Raw genomic sequence first — 20,719 nt, 5'->3', positions numbered from 1 at the left:
ACTGAAATTGCACTATTGAATTAATTGACTCAGTGCCCGACCGAAGATCAGCCCGCCCTAAAGAGATAGCCTGACTGCGCCTTCTCACGACGCTTGAGATACATTGCATTGGGAATCGCAAATAGAGCCCAAATAGCCAAGAAAGGATCTAAGAGATAGTCCCAGAGATTTGCTGATTCATGCCAATGCGCCGCCCAAGCAATGATCGCAAAGGAGAGGATCCAGACACCCTTCACCCAACCAACTAGACCACAGATAACTGCAAAGAGAACTACGGCAATCAAGAAACTAATCGAACCATAACCCCATGCATAAGGATCTATCATTCCAAGACCAAGCGCAAAGGGATAAAACACCATCGCGATCAGCGCCAATGGCACCTTAAATCCAAGAGGCGTCTTTTTGGCGGAAGGAAGTATGGCACTCCACAACAAAAGCATAGTCACCACACTGAGATCCCCTGTCACGCCGCGCACATATGCAGACAAGGGTAATTCCAGCGACATCCCCAACGGCCAGAAAAACAGATTCGTTAATAGCAGAACTAAAGCCACTCGCGCTACAAAAGGAATCTCTAGTGAAGCTAGTTTTTGCAAGAGAATAATCAACACCACTGCGCAAGTAAGCGACATTTCTAAAAGAGCAATAAGTTGGAGGTACGAGGTCATCATTGCACTTCCTTTTCTTTAAGGCTGCTTAGGGCATATTTAAACCAGGCAGCTGGAAAGTAAACATGTCTAATCTTTTTTCTATCCCAGGTATAGACTAAGTGAGCATCTTCACCATTGGTAGAAATTAAATACGGGTAAGAAAATTCTCGACGCTCATTATTGGACAGGGATTCATCATCTTCAAGAACTTGGATTACCTGCCACTGGGAGGAGTCTGGTTCGCGCACCACCATCACCAATCGATAGCGCCCTGCCTCAATATTATTAAGCACCATCAATCTCGTACCATTCGCTAAAGTAAGCGCGGCAAGAGCGGAATTCGGATTGGGTATCTCGAGATCTTTTGTAAGCACCCAAGACTGCCCAGCGTCCTTAGTTTCACTTGCTGGAATTTGCTTTAGCTGAGAGCTTGATCGAGTTTGACGAAAAAAAGCGCTTGCCTCTTGTGGCCCATCAGAAAAGACTACGGGCTGAATCGCACCCCTGCCAGAGCTCATGCGTCGTTTATCAATCACCTGACTCACATCGATTCTCAGGAACTCTCCAAAGCGACCAATCCACTCGTGGTAAGCCGGCAAACCCAGGCGCCCATCAGCAAAAGACATCGCTGGAGATTTCACTAAGGTGCTCAAATTAATTAAGGGCGAGCTAATTAAGCGCTGAGGCTGACCCCAAGTTAAACCTTCATCATCTGAAATCACCGTTGAGATGGAGCTACCAGCCCAGCCTCCAATAGAAACAGTGACAAAAAATAACTGTATGCGTCCATCAGCCATTCTTGCTGGAACGGGGTTGCCTAACTTAGCAATGTAACGTGATAAACCTTTTTCCGCACTGACCCGATCCATCACAACAGTCGGGGCGCTCCACCTGGACGCCTGCGGATCAAAGCTAGCCGTATTGATCACTACGTCTGGCGCACCTTCTCGGCTTCCCGCAAACCAGAAGGCTCTTACCGAGCCATCCTTAAGCGCAATTAAAGAGGCCGCATGTACTGAAGGAGCTCCAGTATCTGGCAGCCAATCCATTCGCAGACTTGGCTGAATAAGTTTTACTGGCGTAGGGCTTTTTAAGGCCTTTGCTGCCGCACTACCCTCAGATGACTCTGTTGAAGCATCCAGTTCAATAGGATTACCAGCGGAAGAATTGCTTGCAAATGGGACCCATGCTGGACGACTATCGATATGTAGATAACCCAATACTGAGGCAAGTAATAAAAAACACAGGGCAATAACGCGGCTCATCGACACGCATCCTTACCGGACAATGGCAAGGCAATCGTTGCAGGCGTAGAAACTAAATATTCATTCACAAACAGATGTTCTCCAATATGGCCTCTGAGTATCGCCTGGATCTCAGCATCAGAATGACGGGCCCGCATCTCCATACGCTTACCCACTATCTTGCAAGAATCACAAAGTGTAGGCTCTACGCCTATCGGCGACTGTATTGCCACTAAAGGATAAGTACTACTTAGCAAATCAATTTGGTTCGCATCCTTTGCCAAATAACCATGCAATAAGGCGCCGGGTAATAGGAGTCGATATTCTTCATCCTTCGCGCGATAGTCACAAGGAACCCAAACATCTTGCCCAGCAACAGTCTGAATGGTGGATTGCGGATATCGACCTAAAGCACCCTCAAGAGGTGACAAGCTACTAGTGAGCGCGCAATAACAAAGAAAGCATCCCGCTAAAGCGAATGCCTTGCTACGCTCTCGATTGAATATGCCCAGTAATAACATGGCAATCGCAAATACCATGAAGCCCCAATGCCACGCTGAATAATTCCAGATACCAGACTGGCCTAGAAAGTTTGATAGCTGTAAATTTCCACCAACCCAAGCGAGAGCCGAGAGTAGTATCAACTGCAGTAACAGCGCAATCCGAAACCCCCACAAAGGTAGCCGCTCCCAATACATTGCGATCAAAGCGGCAAATGCCGGCATCACTGGCAGTAGGTATCGACCAGAGCGCTGACTTGGCAAACTAAATACGATAAAAAAGGCTAAGACTAAGAGCAACAACAAGCCCTCTTCAAGCGAAATGAAACGCCGCTCTCGCCAACATTCAATCAAAGCGGAGATTAATACAAAGGTGAACAGCCCAGCGTTAGCCAGAGTCGTGATAGTCAACATCCAGATGCTGTCACCACCACGCACAAAATCTAGAAGGTAATTGGAGCTGCGTGCCTCGAATTTACCCGCGTTCTCACCCAGAACAAATTCTTTCCAGACCGCCTCTGGAAATGGATCAAGCACAAACCAGAGGGCAAACACACCTAAGGCTAGAACAGCAGTCAACACCACTTTATAAAAGTCTTGCAATAAGACCTTAGGGATACTCCACTCACGCCAGCGCGAGTAAAACAATCCTAAGGCAAATCCAGCAGGAACAATATAAGCAAAAGACTTTGACAATAAGGCCATACCAAAACAGGCGCCCGCCAATAAGGGAAAGAGTAGTTTGGATTCAAACGCAGTCCTACCCCAATAAAGCAGTGCGAAAAATGGCAAGCTCAACCAAAATACTTCAGGAGGGTCCGTCAGAAATGGGCGGCCATAGCGATAAGTCGCAAAAAAAGAAAGCCATACCAATGATGCCAATAAGCCAGTTTGTTTTTTGCCACTAAAGCGAGATACCGCCAGAAATAAGAAAAATGCTGTTAAGCCGGTATACAAAACACTAGGCCAACGCAGTGCTAGGAGTGTCCAGTCGCTTCCCCAAGCGGTACTAGCTATACCCTCCCAAAATACTAAAGGAGGCTTAGTATTTTTAATGCCGTCCATCTCGGATTGCAGGGGCAACCAAGCTCCGGCATCGGCCGTCATCCTGACGATGTGCATATAGGGATACTCATCCCCATTCTTAGGCGCAAAGCGACTATCCAAACCATATAAGTATGTGAATATCGCTAAAAATAGGATAAAAATTGCATTTCGGTAGGTAAAAGAGCCTCGCATACCGCTAGTTTATAGGTCTTATGGCAAAAGCCAAAAACTGTCAGCGACAATATCCTCAACCTCGTTTTTTCTTCTGAGCTTATTGAAAATCAATCTAAGTAAAACCACCAATCCCGACCCCATCTGATTAAGATAGAGTCATTCAGCATCATCCCAAGAACAGCTGTAGGTAAGATGGAGATTATCCCTATGCAAGTGAAGTATTTAAAACCTATTTTGGTGGCCAGCACCCTCATTGGCTTAAGCCAGTGGAGCGGGCTCAGCTCCGCACAAACTGCGGACCAACTGTATAAGCGCAGCCTTGCCGCTACCTGTGCTAATTGTCATGGAACAGATGGTAAGGGTGTAGTTGATGGTGGTATGCCACTGATCAATACCCTGACTAGCGAACAAATGCTCACTCAGTTGAAAGCATTTAAGTCTGGCGCACGCGAAGGCACCATCATGCCGCAACTTGCCAAAGGCTATACAGACGAACAACTCACTACTATTGCCAATCAACTTGGCAAGAAACAATAAGGAGGCGCCATGGATCGTCGACATTTTATAGGTCAGAGCGCTGCAGCAGTGGGCCTACTTGCAGGCCTATCAACTCAAGCAAAAGCAGCTAATTTACAAAAAGCAGAAATCCTAGTGATTGGCGGCGGATATGGCGGCGCTACGGCTGCTAAATATTTACGCCTGTTTTCCAATAACACTGCGCGAGTGACTCTCATTGAGCCGAATACCTCGTTTATTTCTTGCCCAATGTCCAATTTAGTCGTTGGTGGCTCGCGTACTCTAGCCGAAATCACCTCTCCTTACGACACTCTCAGCAAGCGTCATGGTATCAAGATTATTCAAGACAGCGTAAGCAGCATTGATCCGGATAAGAAAACTGTCACTCTTGCCTCAGGAAAAACCTTGCGTTACGACAAGGCAGTAGTGTCTCCTGGCGTTTCACTCAACTTCAAAAGCATTGAGGGTCTTGCGCAAGCCAACAAGGATGGTGTGACTCTACAAGCTTGGAAAGCAGGGCCAGAAACTGTTACCTTGCACAAGCAAATCGCGGCGATGCGCGAAGGTGGCACTGTTGCCATCACGATTCCAGAGGCCCCTTATCGCTGCCCTCCTGGGCCTTATGAGCGTGCTTGCCAGGTGGCAAACTACCTTAAGCAACACAACCCCAAGGGCAAGGTATTGATTTTGGATGCCAACCAAGATGTCACATCTAAGGGGGCGCTATTTAAGAAGGTGTGGGCTGAACAGTACGCCGGAATTATCGAGTATCGACCAAAGAGTAATGTTGTTGGCGTCGATGCAAAAACCAAAACACTCAAACTCGAGGTTGAGGATGACGTTAAGGCTGATGTATTGAATGTCCTGCCACAAATGTCTGCTGGCGAAATCGCTATTAAAACTGGTTTAGCCAATTCCAATGGTCGATGGGTGAACGTCAACTTCCTGAACTTTGAATCGACTGCTCGCAAAGATATCCATGTATTAGGTGACTCTATTCAGATTGCACCAGCAATGCCAAAATCTGGTCATATGGCTAACCAACATGCCAAAGTGGCAGCCGCTGCCATCGTTGCAGAGTTGAGCGCTTGGGAAGTGAATCCAGCCCCTGTTTTAACCAACACTTGCTACAGCTTTGTGAATGATCGCGAAGTGGTTCACGTTGCCAGCGTTCATCAGTACAACGCTGCCGAGAAAACCTTTAAGACTGTTCCAGGTTCTGGTGGTCTATCCCCTGCACCATCTACCCTTGAGGGTGTTTATGCTTGGGGTTGGGCGCACAATATCTGGGCCGATAGCTTGGGTTAAAAAGTATTTCAGCTCATTAAAAAAGAGGCCTCGGCCTCTTTTTTAATGCCTACAAAGATTTACCCATCTCAACGATTCGCTTGCGCCTTCGTTTACTTACCCACAAGAAAATAATCGCCACAACTGGAGCGGCTATTGCAGCAACGATTTCTGGATGAATAGCAAATCCAGCCTCTTTGCCACCCTTGGCGACATAGGCCAATAAGCTCACCGCATAGTAAGTTAACACCAAAACCGAAAGGCTCTCTACTGTTTCCTGCAGACGCAACTGCAGACGCGCCCGCTGATCCATGCTCGCTAACAATTTTTGTGTCTGCTCTTCATTCACAAATTCGATTCGCGTCCTGAGGGTCTGAGTTGTTCTTGAGATCCGATCAGACAATTCTTTTAATCTGCGCTGAGTCCAAATACAGGTGCCCATGGCGGGCTGAAAACGACGATCCATAAACTCGGAAAGGGATTGAACGCCTGGAATCGGAGACTCAGCCAACTCATATAAGTTTTTGCTTAGCAATTGACTATAGGCCTCGGCAGCAGTAAAACGCAATCCATAGCCCGATATCCATTGCTCAGCTCTTGAGGCTAAATGAGAAAGTTCACCTAAAAACTGACCGTCTTTTTCAGTATGTACCCCTGACTCAGTTTGCAGTTGAGAAATGTTTTTAGAGAGGTCCGCTAATTCTGACTCTGCGCTTCTGAGAGGCATGGAGAGACTTTTAGCCACTGGGAAGGCGATCATTGCGGCCATGCGATAGGTTTCCGCCTCAGCAAGTGCTCGCGCTACGCGACCAGCCTGCCGTGAACCCAAAATATCATGTGGGATGAAGTAAGAAATATAACCATCTTCATCCAAACGTAAATCCGTCCATAGCTGAGCTTGCTTGCTCGAGAGGATATAGCTCCCCAGCAAGGTATTTCCACTAAAAATAGCAGACACCTCTTGAGCCTCTGCGAAAAGAGGACGATGCTCAAATGCGAGATCTAATGCGGAAATTCTTTCGCCACCTGCCTCAACAATGGTTGGGCAGCCTAGGCTTTGAAATAAATTATCCAAACTCTTTTCCAGAGCGAGGCGCGACGCTAACAATGGTCCAGTAATTTTGATGGGATTGTGTGTGATCGCGGCAATAGTTGCAAACTCACCATGTAATTCCCATTTAATCAAAACTCGCTCTGGCTCAGGCGCCAGGGTTAATATTTTGAATGAATGGTCTTGTTCATGATCATTGGTAGCACCTAATGCAGCACTGAGCTTTTGAATCCACTCAATCTGAGTCTGACGAGAATTTGCATCAAGCAAAAAGGATTGAGACAGCACCCTCTCGTTTGGCCAAAGCGCAATCGGAGGGCGAGCATGCACTTCTTCGTGCAACTGTTTTCGAGCGGGATGATCGTAATGTTTCATAAGAGTTACGTATTAATTGATATCAACAAACTATACGCCACCATTTTCCCCTTCGAATTGGTAAGGGTGTACTCCGCGATTCAGGCAGTTGCGGACATAGTCAATGCTAGTGCGTAAGGCATAGTAATCGCCAGACATCGTCTTAGAAACCTTTAGCTGAAGAGCTTGGTACTCCAGTAGATCTAACTTCTTAAGATACTCATCTTTAGCTTCTGGTTGGAATTTATCGGTCAGCTCTTGCTCATACGTTTTCAACACTCCATATAGCTGATTGATCTTTCGACGCATACGCTTATTGCGATAGCCAGGCAGAGTTAAAAGTACTGGATAGGCGATTGCACAGAATGGCAGGAATACAAACACTAAGCGATTAATTAACTCAGCCAGCCAGAATGGAAAATAGGTCATCAGTAAAGGCGAGCCATTTTTTTCATAATGCAACGCTACTGGACTTTCAGGAAGGCCAGTATTTTTGAAGGTAGGGAACTCACCATGCGCCGAAAAGAAAGTGGCTCTCCCATTAATCTCGCGAGCAGCCTCTAAAAATAAAAATTGAAGTGCCGGATGCATTCTGTCATCAATAAGTAAATTGGTGGTTGAGGCCATCAACTTAATATCCGTAGCGGGAAAGTTACGTTTCAAACTAAACGAGCCGGTTGGAACATTCAAAATTTGCATATAAGGCAACAGGCGAGAATACGCTTCTGCTCGAGGAAATGCAGCTAAATGCAATTTTGGATCCGCCAAGAGAGTCTGTACGTTGGGCGCCTCATAGGCATCGACAATAAACGCAGCATCAATCTCCCCTTTTTGCAAAGCTTCAACGGACTTTGCGCCAGAGAGATAAAGAAAATGGGCGCCCTCTTCAAAGCCATTGGCTCTCATAATTTGTATAGCTTGAGCGTAGGTTCCGCTACCTTTTTGGCCCACGGACATCCTAGAATTTAGAAAATAACGAGACCGCGCTTTAATCTCCTGGAAATCATTTTCCTTTACCTCGGTTCCGCGATAGAACAACCAAATCGGATCATAAGAAATGGTTCCTAAAGATTGGACCCCATGAACACCGTGAGGATCAAATACGCCTGCCTGTACAAAAGCAGCCTGCACGGGATTTTTACGATCCGCCAAAAATTCAATGTTCTCTTGGGCACCTTTAGTCGAGAGAAGCTCAAGCGTAATTCCTTTTTTCTCAAAGAAGGCAGCGTATTTTTTGCCCAAGGCATCATAAGACCCGCCGGGTTGTCCTGTTGCTATCACAACATGTCTGGGTGGTGGTGGATCAGCGTATAGCCAAACCCCTATCAGCGTGAGGAATAAAAACAGCAACAAAGGCCAGGCTTCTTTTAAGAACTGCGTAAAGTCACCCCACTTCTCTTGAGTAGTCTCAATGAGGCCTAGATACGTCTCTTTAATGTCTTGTTTGATACTTCCCATGGAAGGCCAATCAGCAAATATGTCAAAAGCTAATGATAATGTGCTTATCCCCCTCCAGAAAAGACCTTCATCATGCTAATCCTCCGAAAAGCTCAAGATCGCGGCTATGCTGATCATGGATGGCTTAAAAGCTTTTATTCCTTCTCTTTTGCCGGCTATCACGACCCCCGATTTATGGGCTGGGGTAATTTAAGAGTCATTAATGAAGACCGGGTAGCTGCAGGCATGGGCTTTGGTAAACATGGCCACAGTAATATGGAAATCATTAGCTACGTTTTATCTGGTGAATTGGCTCACGAGGACAGCATGGGGAATGTCAAAGGCATTCCACCTGGCGATATTCAACGTATGAGCGCAGGAACAGGTGTTACCCATAGCGAGTTCAACCATGCTAAAGACCAAACTACCCACTTCCTGCAAATTTGGATTGAACCAAACGTCATGGAAATCACTCCCAGTTACGAGCAAAAATCCATTCCGCTCTCAGATAAGCAAGGAAATCTTTGCTTAGTTGCCTCACCGGATGGTGCGGGTAACGCCGTCAAAATTCATGCGGATGCCAAAATGTATGCGGGCTTATTTGATGGATCCCAATCTCATAAGCTGGAACTCGATCCATCGCGAAAGGCTTATGTCCACCTTGTGAAGGGATCCCTCCATCTCAATGGCGAACCCCTGTCTGGTGGAGATGCTCTGCTGGTTGAAAACGAGAGCGAGCTACTTATTAGTGATGGCAAGAATGCGGAAGTGATTATTTTTGACCTGAGTCATTAAATAATTTTCATAAGTGGGGACATGAAATTTCATTGGCATTCTGTCTACTGTCAATTGCTGCATGGTTTACGCCTGAACGATTAAAAGATTTTTCCAATGTTGATGGTGTCGTTGCCTTGAGTCATGACATCGGCTATGGGATGGAAATGAGTGGTGAGATCTTAAAGGGGGCAGTTTCGACTTAAGAGATGGGACAACATACACTTGAATTCTTCTCCTCAGAATAGTCTCGAAGGAGCTTCAAAAAGTGAATTATTGGGTCTAGGGGACTAAGAATTCGCAACCCGGCAAATTGGAGTAACAAGCTAATCCCGGCCTTGAACCAAGACTAGTAACCGGTGGGTTAAATATCCACCTTTTCTTTGCCTAAAAGAAGCTAGAAATCAACGCCAGGGACTGTAGAATTAAGCTTATTGATTTAATCAGGAATTCATTGGGATTATGAAATTCAGGGACTACTACGAAACGCTCGGTGTGGCACGTGGCGCTACCGAAGCAGAAATTAAAGCGGCTTACCGTAAGTTAGCTCGCAAATATCATCCAGACGTAAATAAAGAAGCTGGGGCTGAAGAGCAATTCAAGGCTGTCGGCGAAGCCTATTCTGTTCTCAAAGATACTGAAAAGCGTGCTGCCTACGATCGCATGGGTGCCAACTGGAAGAATGGTCAAGACTTCACCCCCCCACCCAACTGGAACGAAGGCTTTGAATACTCCGACGGTAACTTTGGCGGTGGTCATGGAGGCTTTGGTGGTGGCTACGAAGGTGATCAAAGTGAATTCTTTGAATCCTTATTTGGTAGAGGTCGGCACCGTCAGGGCGGGCGCGGTGGCAACCCCCGTCAAGGCATGGACTTCAAGGGTCAGGATCATCACGCCAAAATATTGATTGATCTTGCTGATGCCTACAATGGCGCAAAACGGACTATTGCGCTGCATATGCCAACGCAAGATGCCAGCGGACATGTCAGTACTCAAGAGCGCAAACTAGACGTCAGCATTCCAAAAGGTATCAAGGCTGGGCAAAATTTACGCTTAGCCGGTCAGGGTGGTCCGGGTATGGGCTCTGGTGGTGCTGGCGACCTCTACCTCGAGATTGATTTCCATCCAAATCCGATTTATCGAGTGGATGGCAAAGATGTATATCTTGATTTGCCACTAGCCCCATGGGAAGCGGCGCTTGGAACCACCGTCAATATACCTACCCCCGCAGGCTCTACACTGGAATTAAAGATTCCAGCTGGTACCGCAACGGGTCGCAAGATGCGCCTTAAGGAAAAAGGTATCCCCAGCAAAGAAGCTGGCGATCTCTATGTAGTGCCCAATATTGTTTTACCTGGCGCCGAAACTGATGAGCAAAAAGCAGCTTATCAAGCACTAGGAAAAGCTTTTGATTTCAACCCCAGAACTCACTTGAAGGGATGATGAACATGACACAAACACAAGTCACCTGGATCGAAGGTAGTGTTGTTGAAGAGGAAGTACATATGAGTATTGTAGAAATTTCACAGGCTACGCGTGCACCAGAGGATCTCATCATGGCTTGGGTATCAGAAGGTGTTCTGAGTCCTGCAGGCTCATCCCCAGAAGACTGGCGCTTTAGCGGAGATTCACTGAAGCGCGCAAAAACAGCTGCGCATCTTACTCATGACTTGGAACTCAACACTCCTGGAGTTGCACTTGCTCTCGACCTCTTAGAAGAAATCACACGCTTACGAAGCCAACTGCTTCGTGCGAATTTAGGTTAAACCCCATTGAATTCAGGCTTACTTAAACAGAATCCCAAGCAAGCCAAGGACATTAGTCTTTTTTCTGCGACCGCGCTAGGCATCGGCGGGATGATGGGCGCAGGCTTGTACTCCTTGCTGGGTTTAGCCAGCTCACATGCTGGCACCCACGTACCACTGGCTTTTCTGATTGGAGCTATTGCAGCCTCCTTCTCGGTCTACTCTTACGCGAAACTCGGCGCAGCTTTTCCAAGTAGTGGTGGGGCAGCCACCTTCACAGTGATGAGTTTTGGACCGGGGATTATTTCTGGCGGTATCAATCTATTTCAATATATCGCCTACCTGATTGCTGCTGCTCTATATGCAGCAGGTTTTGTTGAATACACCAACACGCTCTTTGGTGGAGATCTCTCCCCCATCCTTCTGAAGTGCATTACCGCAGCCATCATTTTGATTTGCACATTCCTAAACTTGCTTGGACCCAGTCTAGTCGGCAAGGCTGAGGCCTTTGCAATTGGTCTGGTTGTAATTAGTCTGCTAGTCTTTTCCGCCATGGGAATACATCATGCAGACTTTAAGGGTTATCACATGGCTGGCGGCTCAATTGAAGGAATTGCAGTAGCCGCAGGCATTCTCTATATTAATTTCCAAGGCTTCGGTGTGGTAGCTAACTCTTCATCAGCTATGAAGAGCCCGCAAAAAGAATTACCTCTGGCGATGTTTTCTGCACTGATCTTGGTGACGATTGCTTACTTAGCCGTCAGCACAGCCGTTGTGTTGCTGATGCCCTTAAACGTAATGCAGGTAGACAATGGCCACGTACTAGCTGATGCAGCTAAATTGGTAGCGGGTAAGCTTGGCTTTGTTGTCATTAGCATTTCAGCATTACTGGCCTGCGCAGCCGCTGTGAATGCCACTATTTTTGCAGCCTCCAATATCGCCGCCGATGTGGCACAGAAGAAGGAAGTCTCGAGTGCCCTAGGTAATACCGTGCTCAAAAATAATCTTCACGCGCTGACCGTCTCATCGATTGGGGTGATTGTCTTAGCCTTAATTTTCCCCTTGAGCGAAGTGGGTCAAATGGCTAGCTTGGCATTTCTATTGGTTTATGCGGTGATTACTTATGGGCACATTCGAGTACACAAGCAGACGGGCGCTAAGCCCAAAATTCTGTGGTGTGCAATTGCAATCAATCTCAGCTTATTCACCGCTCTACTGATCAATACAATTCAGACCGCACCTTCGAGTGCGATCGCCTTACTCATTGCTCTTGTCGCCTCTTTTGGACTTGAGGCATTTTCACGACTCAAATCTAAACGCCTCAAGTTACATTAAGATTCTGAGCGACTTAAGAGCAGTTCCCAGCGTTGCAATTTGATATCTAGATCGGCAGTGATTTCTGACAAGCGTGCTTGTATGCTTGCAGCCAGTTCAGGCTCGTTTTTATAGAGATCTGGATTACTCATCGCAATGCCAATATCAGCCTGCTGTGTTTCGAGAACTTCGATTTGCAATGGCAGAGCCTCTAGCTCTTGACGCTCTTTGCCATTCAGTTTCTGTACACCACTTTTTGCAACTGTAGGCTTGGATTCAGTTTTAGCCTCAGACTTTGGTTCTGGCTTTGATTCAGACTTCTCAGCAGTCTTAGCACCACCATTGGCTGCACGAATTTTGTCTGAGCGCGCCTTCTGAATTTTCCAGTCCTCGTAACCGCCTTCATACTCACGCCAGAATCCATCACCCTCATTAGCGATGATGCTGGTAACTACGTTATCCAAGAAATAACGATCGTGACTGACTAAAAACACCGTGCCCTTATAGTCCTGCAGTAACTGCTCGAGCAAATCTAAAGTATCAATGTCCAAGTCATTGGTTGGCTCATCCAAAACCAAAACGTTTGCAGGGCGCGCAAATAAACGCGCCAGCAATAAACGATTACGCTCTCCACCAGACAAAGTGCTTACTGGCGAATTGGTGCGCTCTGGAGCAAATAAGAAATCGCTTAAGTAACTCTTAACGTGCTTCTTATTGCCATTAATTTCAATCCATTCACTACCTGGGCTGATGTAATCCTCGAGCGAAGCATTGAGATCTAGACCTTCACGCATCTGGTCAAAGTAGGCTACCTCAATCCGAGTACCCATCGTTGCTGTACCGGAATCAGGCGCAATCGTTCCTAAGATTAATTTGAGTAAAGTAGTCTTACCAGCACCATTAGGTCCAAGCAGGCCAACTTTATCGCCACGCAAAATTGTTGCCGTAAAGTCCTTCACGATTGGACGGCCATAAGACTTGGATACGTCCTGCAGGTCAGCAACAATCTTGCCACTTCTATCCCCTGCAGAAACCGCGAGCTTCACTTGCCCTACGGCATCACGTCTTTGTGAGCGCGAGGCTCGTAAGTTTTCTAGGCGAGCAATACGCGCCACACTACGAGTACGTCGTGCCTCAACCCCTTTACGAATCCAGACCTCTTCTTGGGCGAGCAACTTATCCGCGCGTGCATTAGCCAAGGATTCAGAATTCATTTCCTGGTCTTTTAATACTTCATAGGCCGAGAAATTGCCTGGATAAGTACGTAGGATGCCTCGATCCAGCTCCACAATTTGTGTGCAGACGTTATCTAGGAAGGCGCGATCATGGGTAATCAAGATAACCGAGCCTTTGTACTCTTTGAGCAAATCCTCTAACCAGGAGATCGAATCTAAATCCAAATGGTTGGTCGGCTCATCCAAGAGCAGCACATCGGGCATTTCTACAAGAGCACGAGCCAAAGCAACGCGCTTCTTAGTTCCACCTGACAAAGTATTGATCTTCAGTTCAGCCTCTAAATGCAGGCGATCCAACGTTTCATGAACGCGTTGCTCCCAATTCCAGCCGCTGAGAGCCTCTAATTGAGATTGCACCTCATCGAGGCGATGGTGAGCAGCATCATCCCACTCCCCAATGCTCAGAGCCTCATACTCCTCACGAAGGGCCTTGGCTTGAGCCACACCCTTAGAGACCGCATCAAATACAGTCTCCTCCGCCTCAAATATAGGCTCCTGAGGAACATAGGCAATCCGGAGGCCTTGCTGATATTGCAGCAATCCATCATCCATTTTTTCTATGCCGGCCAAGATCTTCAATAAAGAGGATTTGCCAGTGCCATTGCGGCCAATTAAGCCAACCCGCTCTCCAGATTCCAATGAGAAAGCAGTGTTTGCGAGGAGGTCAACGTGGCCAAAAGCCAGTTTTGCATCAGTGAGTACGATTAAAGCCATGGCGACATTATCGTCACTTCACCCAAAGTGGTGATATTTCCAATAAACATGGGATTGAGAAGTAGAATTTACTGAAGTAATACCTCCAAATAGAGAGATAAATGACCTGTAAGCTTAGTCCCAGCGCACCACGACTTATCCTCTTTGCCGGCCATGCAGGCACTGGTAAAACTACTTTAGCCAAAAAAGCGCTACCCATCATTGTTGAAAAGACAGGCGAAGACTTTTTCTTTTTAGACAAAGATACAGTTTATGGTGCCTATAGTGCTCATGTCATGGAGCTCACCACTAATAATTCAAATGATCGCGATAGCCCTTTTTATCTTAAAAACCTAAGGGATTGGGAATATGCAGGACTAATCGCCATTGCTAAAGAAAATCTACAACTAGGCGTCAATGTCATTCTGGTAGGTCCATTTTCAAGCGAGATTCAAAGTGGTCGAATGTTTAATCCAGAAGAGCTGGGAGTGCCCAGCGTCTCGAGTATCAAAATCGCTTGGATTGATTTAGATGAGAATGAAGCAAAGCATCGCATGGAGAAGCGTGCGGACCCACGAGACGAATACAAACTCAAGCACTGGGATCAATACACTAAACGCAGAGTTAATCCTCCAGAGCACATCGCAATAATGCGCTTCAATAACTTACATTTCAATGAAGCTGAATTTGAGAATCTAATAGATCACCTCATTCAATAAATTACAGGAAAAAAATAGAGCCCCCTAGGGGCTCTACCTCAAGAACTCAGAATTAAGCTCTTAGAACTTGTATGTCACACCAACAGCTGGCATCCATGGGTTTAACGTTAATTTACCGCCATTTGCACCAGTTGCAGTAGCCGTAACGTTAGTAGACATAGTGGCATATTTAACATCAAGGTTTAAACCCCAATTTTTGTCAAACATATAATCCATACCAACTTGACCAACAGCACCAAAGCTGGAGTTATCGACTGAGTATGCTCCATTGCCCAAGTTATTGCGGCTACTGAAGATTGTATAGTTAACTCCGGCACCAACATATGGCTTGAATGCACCAAATTCTGTGAAGTGATACTGAAGCACTAATGATGGCGGTAGAGCTTTAATGGTGCCCAACTTATTTCCACCAGCGTCAATCTGAATAGATTGTGGATAGGTTAAAACTAATTCAGCAGCAATATTTTTAGTAAAGAAGTAAGAAACGTCAAACTCAGGAATGACTTGATCCTTTGCTTTTACATTGGCACCCTGGACAACGCTCCCAGATTGGCCATTATTCCAAAGTAAATCAACGGCACGAACACGAATCATCCATGGATTTTCTTCGGCTGCTTGTGCTTGAGCCGCGATTGGAGCCAATGAAGCTACTGCTGCCATAGCCGCTACTAGAGTTTTAATGCGCATGATGTACCCTTTTTTATGTTATCAACTTGATGGATCTATTTTCAAATTGAAGTTAGGGTGGCGATTTGATGTAAATCAAATGCAATGGGTGCTGAAGTTTTTTATTGGTTTTAAACCAACACAGTTTTGATGAGTTTTTGATCTAGATCAAATAATCCTGAGTTATAGCTATATTCTGCTTAAAGCACCTTGGAGTAAGTGCCCTTGGCTTGGGATTCCCTTAGGTGACGGTCGAAAGTCATGGCTATGCGCCTAGCTAGAAGCCTACCTTTGATGGGTACAACCATCCTGGTGCCCTGCCACTCAAGGAGGCCAGCCTCCTCTAAATGTTTAAGCTCTGCAATTTCTATTTTGAAGTAGCTGGGGAAATCAATTTGATGTGATTTAGCGAATAACTCGGTATCTAGAGCAAATTGGCACATTAGCTCGCCAATTAACTCACGTCGCAATAAATCATCCTCGTCCAGCTGTAAACCTCTAAGAGTCGGAAGATGTCCATCATCAATAGCCGCATAGTACTCATCTAAAGTGCGGACATTTTGCGCGTAACAATCATCGACCTTGCCAATAGAGGAAATTCCAAAAGCCAGGAGATCGCACTCAGCTTGGGTGGAGTAGCCCTGGAAATTACGATGAAGCTTGCCTTCTTTTTGTGCAATTGCCAACTCATCATCGGGCTTAGCAAAGTGGTCCATACCAATAAACACATAAGCTGCTTCGCCCAGTCGTTCTATCGTGTTCGACAGAATATCTAGCTTATCCGCAGCCCCGGGCAAATCCGCCTCAGCAATTCTGCGTTGAGGTTTGAAAATATGCGGCAGGTGGGCATAGTTATAAACAGATAAGCGATCTGGATTCATCTTGAGCACAGTTTCAACCGTTTCCTTAAAGGTCTCGGGCGTTTGCTTTGGCAAGCCATAGATTAAATCTACGCTTCTGGATTTAAAGCCATACTTCCTAGACCAATCCATCACTGCTTGAGTTTCCTCAATAGTTTGAACGCGGTGGACAGCTTGCTGAACTTCTAGGTTAAAGTCCTGCACTCCAAGGCTGATACGGTTAAAGCCTAATTTTGCTAGCAAGGCAATATCCGCTTCAGTTACTCGTCTTGGATCAATCTCAATCGAGTATTCACCACCAGGCAGCAAATCAAAATGTTCGCGAGTGTGCTGCATTAATTCAATCATCTCTTCATGAGATAAAAATGTGGGGGTACCGCCACCCCAATGCAGCTGAGTTACTGGTATTTTTTTATTTGAACCCATGGCGGCACATACCATCGCCATCTCTTTAGCTAAATACTTAATGTACTTAGCACTGCGCCCGTGGTCTTTGGTAATAATTTTGTTGCAACCACAGTAATAGCAAATATTGGGGCAGAACGGTAAATGAAAATAAAGCGATAGTGGCTCATTGGCTTTGGCTACGCGCTGCAATGCCCCTAGATAGTCATACTCATTAAATTTATTATGAAAGCGATCGGCACTGGGGTAAGACGTATAGCGTGGCCCATTAATGTCAAACTTCTGCAATAGCTCTGGATGAAAAAGCACTTCTTTTTCATTGGGGGTGGACACTGGCACTACAGAACTCATCAGAAATCAGCTTATTGAATTATTGGGAAAGATAGTCGAGAGCGACTGCTTCCGCTACTTTAATCCCATCAACCCCTGCAGACAAGATTCCGCCAGCATAGCCGGCACCCTCGCCCGCAGGATAAAGACCTTTGATATTCACGCTCTGCAAGTTTGGGCCACGGGTAATGCGCAATGGAGAGGATGTTCGAGTTTCAATACCAGTCAAGACCGCATCCTTCATCGAAAAGCCTTTAATCTGCTTCTCAAAAGCGGGGATCGCCTCTCGGATCGCCTCAATTGCATAAGGAGGTAAAGCATCAGCGAGGTCTGTCAGATGAACGCCGGGTTTATAGGATGGCATTACAGAACCAAAGTCGGTAGAGGCCTTACCAGCCAAGAAGTCTCCCACTAATTGACCTGGGGCCTCATAGGTAGATCCGCCTAACTCATAGGCCTTGGACTCTAGAGCCCTCTGAAACTCGATGCCCGCTAGCGGACCACCAGGATAATCTTCGGGGGTAATGCCAACGACGATGCCAGCATTCGCATTACGCTCATTACGAGAGTATTGACTCATCCCGTTAGTCACAACCCGATTGGGCTCAGAGGTAGCGGCAACTACCGTTCCGCCTGGGCACATACAGAAGCTATAGACCGCACGGCCATTCTTGGCATGGTGCACCAACTTGTAATCGGCCGCACCGATGAGCTCATTGCCAGCATGTGGGCCTAAGCGCGCTTTATCGATCACAGATTGTGGGTGCTCGATTCGAAAGCCTACTGAAAATGGCTTTGCTTCCATATAGACACCTGCTGCATATAAGGCTTCAAAGGTATCGCGAGCACTATGACCTAAAGCTAGCACCACATGGTTAGCTGACAAATCTGGATGCCCTTCAATCTTGACGCCTACGATCTGATCATTCTGAATATCAAAGCCAATCACCTTTTGTGAAAAACGAATCTCTCCACCAAGCTCAATAATTTCTTGACGCATTTTTTCTACAACACCAACTAGGCGGAAGGTTCCAATATGCGGCTTAGCCACATAACGAATCTCTTCTGGAGCACCCGCTTTAATGAATTCACCAATAACTTTGCGACCATAGAACTTAGGATCTTTGATTTGGCTATAGAGCTTGCCATCAGAAAACGTACCTGCTCCACCTTCACCAAATTGCACATTGGATTCTGGATTAAGAACATTCTTGCGCCATAAACCCCAAGTATCTTGGGTGCGCTCACGTACTTTTTTACCACGCTCTAATACGATAGGTTTAAAACCCATCTGCGCCAGTAACAAGGCTGCAAAAATTCCACAAGGGCCAAATCCAATCACGACGGGGCGCTCAAAGTTTGTACTCTTGACTTGTGAGGCATTGGCTACAAAGTGGTAACTTGTATCTGGTGACGGTCTAATGTGAATGTCATTCGCAAACTGCCGAAGCAATTTTTCTTCATCTTTCACCGATAAATCGACGGTATAGATAAATGCAAGTGCTACATTTTTTCTGGCATCGTAACTGCGTTTAAAAACGTCAGTACGAATCAAGTCTTGAGCTTGGATATTCAAGCGCTTCAAGATCGCCTCTTCCAATGCCTCGGGGGCATGGTTAATAGGCAGACGAAGTTCGGTAATACGGATCATGGGGCTCTACGATACACAGTAAATCAGGGCAATTTTCTAAATAATACTGGCAGATTCAGGTTACCCCCTTTTTAAAGGCGATAATGCGCCATGGCACTACGCGCAACTATCCACAAAGCCGACCTTCACGTCGCAGACTCTGACCGCCACTATTACGGCAGTCACTCCCTGACCATCGCAAAGCACCCCTCTGAAACTGAAGAGCGGATGATGGTACGTATCATCGCCTTTGCCCTGCAAGCCCAGGAAGATTTGACCTTTACCAAAGGCTTGAGTGATACCGATGAGCCCGACCTTTGGGTTAAAGACCTCACTGATGCTATTAAGCTTTGGATTGAAGTTGGTCAGCCAGATGAACGACGCATCCTTAAAGCCTGCGGCCGATCCGATCAAGTCATCATCTATTGCTATGGTGGACACACTAGCAAAATCTGGTGGGATGGCATTGCGAATAAGTTAACTCGCGCCCGCAACCTTCAGGTGATTTCCATACCAGCGGAGCAGGCTAAAGAACTCAATAAACTCGTTGAGCGCAGCATGGTTCTGCATGTGAATATTCAAGATGGAGAAGCCTATGTTTCTTCAGATATGGGTCAAGTCACCATCACTCCAGAAATCTGGCGCAATCAACAACAATGAAGCCGGTAGTTTTAGACACCAATATCTTGTTAGATATTTTTGTCTTTAATGACGAAAGGGCTATCCATTTAAAACAAGCAATTCTGGCTGGCGGCATTCCCACTATTGCGAGTGAAAAAACATTTCTGGAGTTGGCTGATGTGATCTCCCGCCCCCTCTTTAAGCTTGATGAGGCGATTCAGATCAGCATTCTGGCGCAATGGAAATCGCTTGCACAGCAGCATGATGACTCCGATTTAGCGCCTGCGCCCTGGCAATGCCAAGATCCCGATGATCAGATCTTCTTGGATCTGGCTTATCAATTCAGGCCAGCGATACTCATTAGTAAAGATAATGCCGTGCTTCGTTTGGCTAGCAGAGCCGCTCAAGAAGATATTCTCATTACCAGCGATTACAACGCCTTTAGGCTTTAGAGCTAAAGCGCAACCCCTGGGCTGCTTCAGCGGCAATCTCAAATGATCTTAAGCGCGCTTGATGATCGTAGATTTGACCCGTAATGATCATTTCATTAGCGCCAGCTTGATCGAGCCAATACTGCATCTCTTTTCTCACTGTCTGCAACGATCCAACAGCAGAGCACCGCAAAGCATGTGCAGCAGTAGACTTTTCATGTGGCTCACAAAAATCATCCAAATCATCAATCGGTGGCGGCAATTGTCCGCGCGTATTCCGACGCATACGAATCACGTTTTGCTGCAAAGTAGTAAATAGATGAGCAGCTTCTTCGTCTGTATCTGCGGCAACTACATTCATGACAAATGCTGCATAGGGTTTGGCTAACTTATCGGATGGTTTGAATAATTCGCGATAAGTAGACATGGCATCCAGTAACTGCTCTGGCGCAAAGTGTGAGGCAAACGCATAAGGCAAGCCAAAGTGAGCAGCCAATTGAGCGCCGTATAAGCTAGAACCTAAGATCCAAATTGGCACTTCCGTATCCGCCCCCGGAATCGCTCTCACAGCTTGCCCATCCTGAATGGGGCCAAAGTAATGCTGTAGCTCTCGCACATCCTGCGGAAAGCGATCATCGCCTCCCAGTAAATCTCGACGTAAGGCTCTAGCAGTCATTTGGTCAGTACCTGGCGCACGCCCTAAGCCCAATTCAATCCTGCCGGGATAGAGAGACGCCAGAGTACCAAATTGTTCAGCAATGACTAATGGAGCATGGTTTGGCAGCATCACGCCGCCGGACCCCACGCGAATAGTTTTAGTGCCTCCAGCAATATAAGCAAGTAAGACTGCGGTAGCAGAGCTGGCGTTCCCAGTCATATTGTGATGTTCCGCTACCCAATAGCGGGTGTAGCCCCAAGCCTCGGCATGCTGGGCGACATCCAAAGAGTTATGCAAGGCATCCGCAGCAGTAAATCCCTGAGGGATGGGAGATATATCTAGAATGGAGTACGGGACATTATTTGTCATCCATAGATC

The 20,719-nt window shown here is 46.5% G+C and carries 20 protein-coding genes; 10 read left to right on the top strand and 10 right to left on the bottom strand.

The features are described from left to right. Positions 1–47 precede the first annotated feature (47 nt). Genes ICN42_RS05930 through ICN42_RS05920 form a run of 3 tightly spaced genes read right to left on the bottom strand, consistent with a single transcriptional unit; the run spans position 48 to position 3,633 of the window. Positions 48–668: a hypothetical protein gene (locus ICN42_RS05930; protein ID WP_216252189.1), complete on the bottom strand. Its 621-nt coding sequence runs from the start codon at positions 666–668 to the stop codon at positions 48–50. Further along, positions 668–1,915 (bottom strand): exo-alpha-sialidase, encoded by a 1,248-nt coding sequence (locus tag ICN42_RS05925; protein ID WP_216252187.1) that lies wholly within the window; start codon positions 1,913–1,915, stop codon positions 668–670. Before ICN42_RS05925 ends, ICN42_RS05930 begins: the two co-directional genes overlap by 1 nt. Next, positions 1,912–3,633 carry a glycosyltransferase family 39 protein gene (locus tag ICN42_RS05920; RefSeq protein ID WP_216252185.1) on the bottom strand — a complete coding sequence of 574 codons (1,722 nt, stop codon included), beginning with the start codon at positions 3,631–3,633 and terminating at the stop codon, positions 1,912–1,914. The genes ICN42_RS05925 and ICN42_RS05920 overlap by 4 nt, the downstream gene beginning before the upstream one ends. A 189-nt stretch (positions 3,634–3,822) precedes the next feature. Between ICN42_RS05920 and ICN42_RS05915 the strand changes: the two genes are divergently transcribed. Continuing rightward, a complete protein-coding gene (locus ICN42_RS05915; RefSeq protein ID WP_216252184.1) occupies positions 3,823–4,152 on the top strand; it encodes a c-type cytochrome in 330 nt (109 codons plus the stop codon). Positions 4,153–4,161: 9 nt separating this feature from the next. Beyond that, complete coding sequence (locus ICN42_RS05910) at positions 4,162–5,439, top strand: NAD(P)/FAD-dependent oxidoreductase (RefSeq protein WP_216252182.1); 1,278 nt, start codon at positions 4,162–4,164, stop codon at positions 5,437–5,439. 49 nt (positions 5,440–5,488) lie between these two features. Here ICN42_RS05910 and ICN42_RS05905 read toward each other — a convergent pair whose 3' ends face one another. Together ICN42_RS05905 and ICN42_RS05900 are read right to left on the bottom strand one after the other, a co-directional pair. Further along, entirely contained in the window at positions 5,489–6,844 is a 1,356-nt protein-coding gene (locus ICN42_RS05905) for a DUF3422 domain-containing protein (protein ID WP_216252180.1), read from the bottom strand. Between the two features lie 30 nt (positions 6,845–6,874). Next, entirely contained in the window at positions 6,875–8,281 is a 1,407-nt protein-coding gene (locus ICN42_RS05900; protein WP_216252177.1) for a TAXI family TRAP transporter solute-binding subunit, read from the bottom strand. 72 nt (positions 8,282–8,353) lie between these two features. Between ICN42_RS05900 and ICN42_RS05895 the strand changes: the two genes are divergently transcribed. The 5 genes from ICN42_RS05895 (at position 8,354) to ICN42_RS05875 (ending at position 12,114) form a co-directional block, all read left to right on the top strand. Beyond that, positions 8,354–9,055 carry a pirin family protein gene (locus tag ICN42_RS05895; RefSeq protein ID WP_216252176.1) on the top strand — a complete coding sequence of 234 codons (702 nt, stop codon included), beginning with the start codon at positions 8,354–8,356 and terminating at the stop codon, positions 9,053–9,055. 32 nt (positions 9,056–9,087) lie between these two features. Further along, positions 9,088–9,240, top strand: a complete 153-nt coding sequence (locus tag ICN42_RS05890) for a hypothetical protein (protein ID WP_370626002.1) — start codon at positions 9,088–9,090, stop codon at positions 9,238–9,240. Between the two features lie 256 nt (positions 9,241–9,496). Further along, positions 9,497–10,477: a DnaJ C-terminal domain-containing protein gene (locus ICN42_RS05885; protein ID WP_216252172.1), complete on the top strand. Its 981-nt coding sequence runs from the start codon at positions 9,497–9,499 to the stop codon at positions 10,475–10,477. Between the two features lie 5 nt (positions 10,478–10,482). Continuing rightward, complete coding sequence (locus ICN42_RS05880; RefSeq protein ID WP_216252169.1) at positions 10,483–10,800, top strand: chaperone modulator CbpM; 318 nt, start codon at positions 10,483–10,485, stop codon at positions 10,798–10,800. 6 nt (positions 10,801–10,806) lie between these two features. Continuing rightward, the gene (locus ICN42_RS05875; RefSeq protein WP_216252167.1) at positions 10,807–12,114 is read left to right on the top strand and encodes an APC family permease; all 1,308 of its coding nucleotides are present in this window, start codon (positions 10,807–10,809) and stop codon (positions 12,112–12,114) included. Here ICN42_RS05875 and ICN42_RS05870 read toward each other — a convergent pair. Next, positions 12,111–14,042 carry an ATP-binding cassette domain-containing protein gene (locus tag ICN42_RS05870; RefSeq protein WP_216252166.1) on the bottom strand — a complete coding sequence of 644 codons (1,932 nt, stop codon included), beginning with the start codon at positions 14,040–14,042 and terminating at the stop codon, positions 12,111–12,113. The two genes, ICN42_RS05875 and ICN42_RS05870, sit on opposite strands and share 4 nt — an antisense overlap. Before the next feature lie 101 nt (positions 14,043–14,143). Here ICN42_RS05870 and ICN42_RS05865 point away from each other — a divergent pair, with 101 nt between their 5' ends. Continuing rightward, positions 14,144–14,740 (top strand): ATP-binding protein, encoded by a 597-nt coding sequence (locus ICN42_RS05865; RefSeq protein WP_216252164.1) that lies wholly within the window; start codon positions 14,144–14,146, stop codon positions 14,738–14,740. A 60-nt stretch (positions 14,741–14,800) separates the two neighbouring features. Here ICN42_RS05865 and ICN42_RS05860 read toward each other — a convergent pair whose 3' ends face one another. From ICN42_RS05860 to ICN42_RS05850, 3 genes are all read right to left on the bottom strand, one after another. Next, the gene (locus ICN42_RS05860) at positions 14,801–15,427 is read right to left on the bottom strand and encodes an OmpW family protein (protein ID WP_216252162.1); all 627 of its coding nucleotides are present in this window, start codon (positions 15,425–15,427) and stop codon (positions 14,801–14,803) included. A gap of 179 nt (positions 15,428–15,606) precedes the next feature. Further along, on the bottom strand, positions 15,607–17,022 hold the full coding sequence (hemN, locus tag ICN42_RS05855; RefSeq protein ID WP_216252159.1) for an oxygen-independent coproporphyrinogen III oxidase: 1,416 nt from the start codon (positions 17,020–17,022) through the stop codon (positions 15,607–15,609). 19 nt (positions 17,023–17,041) lie between these two features. Then, positions 17,042–18,652, bottom strand: coding sequence for an NAD(P)/FAD-dependent oxidoreductase (locus ICN42_RS05850; RefSeq protein ID WP_216252157.1), 1,611 nt, complete (start codon positions 18,650–18,652; stop codon positions 17,042–17,044). A gap of 90 nt (positions 18,653–18,742) precedes the next feature. Here ICN42_RS05850 and ICN42_RS05845 point away from each other — a divergent pair, with 90 nt between their 5' ends. Then, positions 18,743–19,291, top strand: a complete 549-nt coding sequence (locus ICN42_RS05845) for a YaeQ family protein (RefSeq protein ID WP_216252155.1) — start codon at positions 18,743–18,745, stop codon at positions 19,289–19,291. Further along, a complete protein-coding gene (locus ICN42_RS05840; RefSeq protein ID WP_216252153.1) occupies positions 19,288–19,704 on the top strand; it encodes a putative toxin-antitoxin system toxin component, PIN family in 417 nt (138 codons plus the stop codon). The genes ICN42_RS05845 and ICN42_RS05840 overlap by 4 nt, the downstream gene beginning before the upstream one ends. Here the strand turns inward: ICN42_RS05840 and ICN42_RS05835 are convergent. Further along, positions 19,694–20,710 (bottom strand): LLM class flavin-dependent oxidoreductase, encoded by a 1,017-nt coding sequence (locus tag ICN42_RS05835; protein ID WP_216252151.1) that lies wholly within the window; start codon positions 20,708–20,710, stop codon positions 19,694–19,696. The genes ICN42_RS05840 and ICN42_RS05835 overlap by 11 nt on opposite strands. Between the last annotated feature and the right edge of the window lie 9 nt (positions 20,711–20,719).

The sequence above is a fragment of the Polynucleobacter sp. 71A-WALBACH genome (assembly GCF_018882365.1).
Lineage (GTDB): Bacteria > Pseudomonadota > Gammaproteobacteria > Burkholderiales > Burkholderiaceae > Polynucleobacter.
This window is presented reverse-complemented; position numbering and strand designations above follow the sequence as displayed.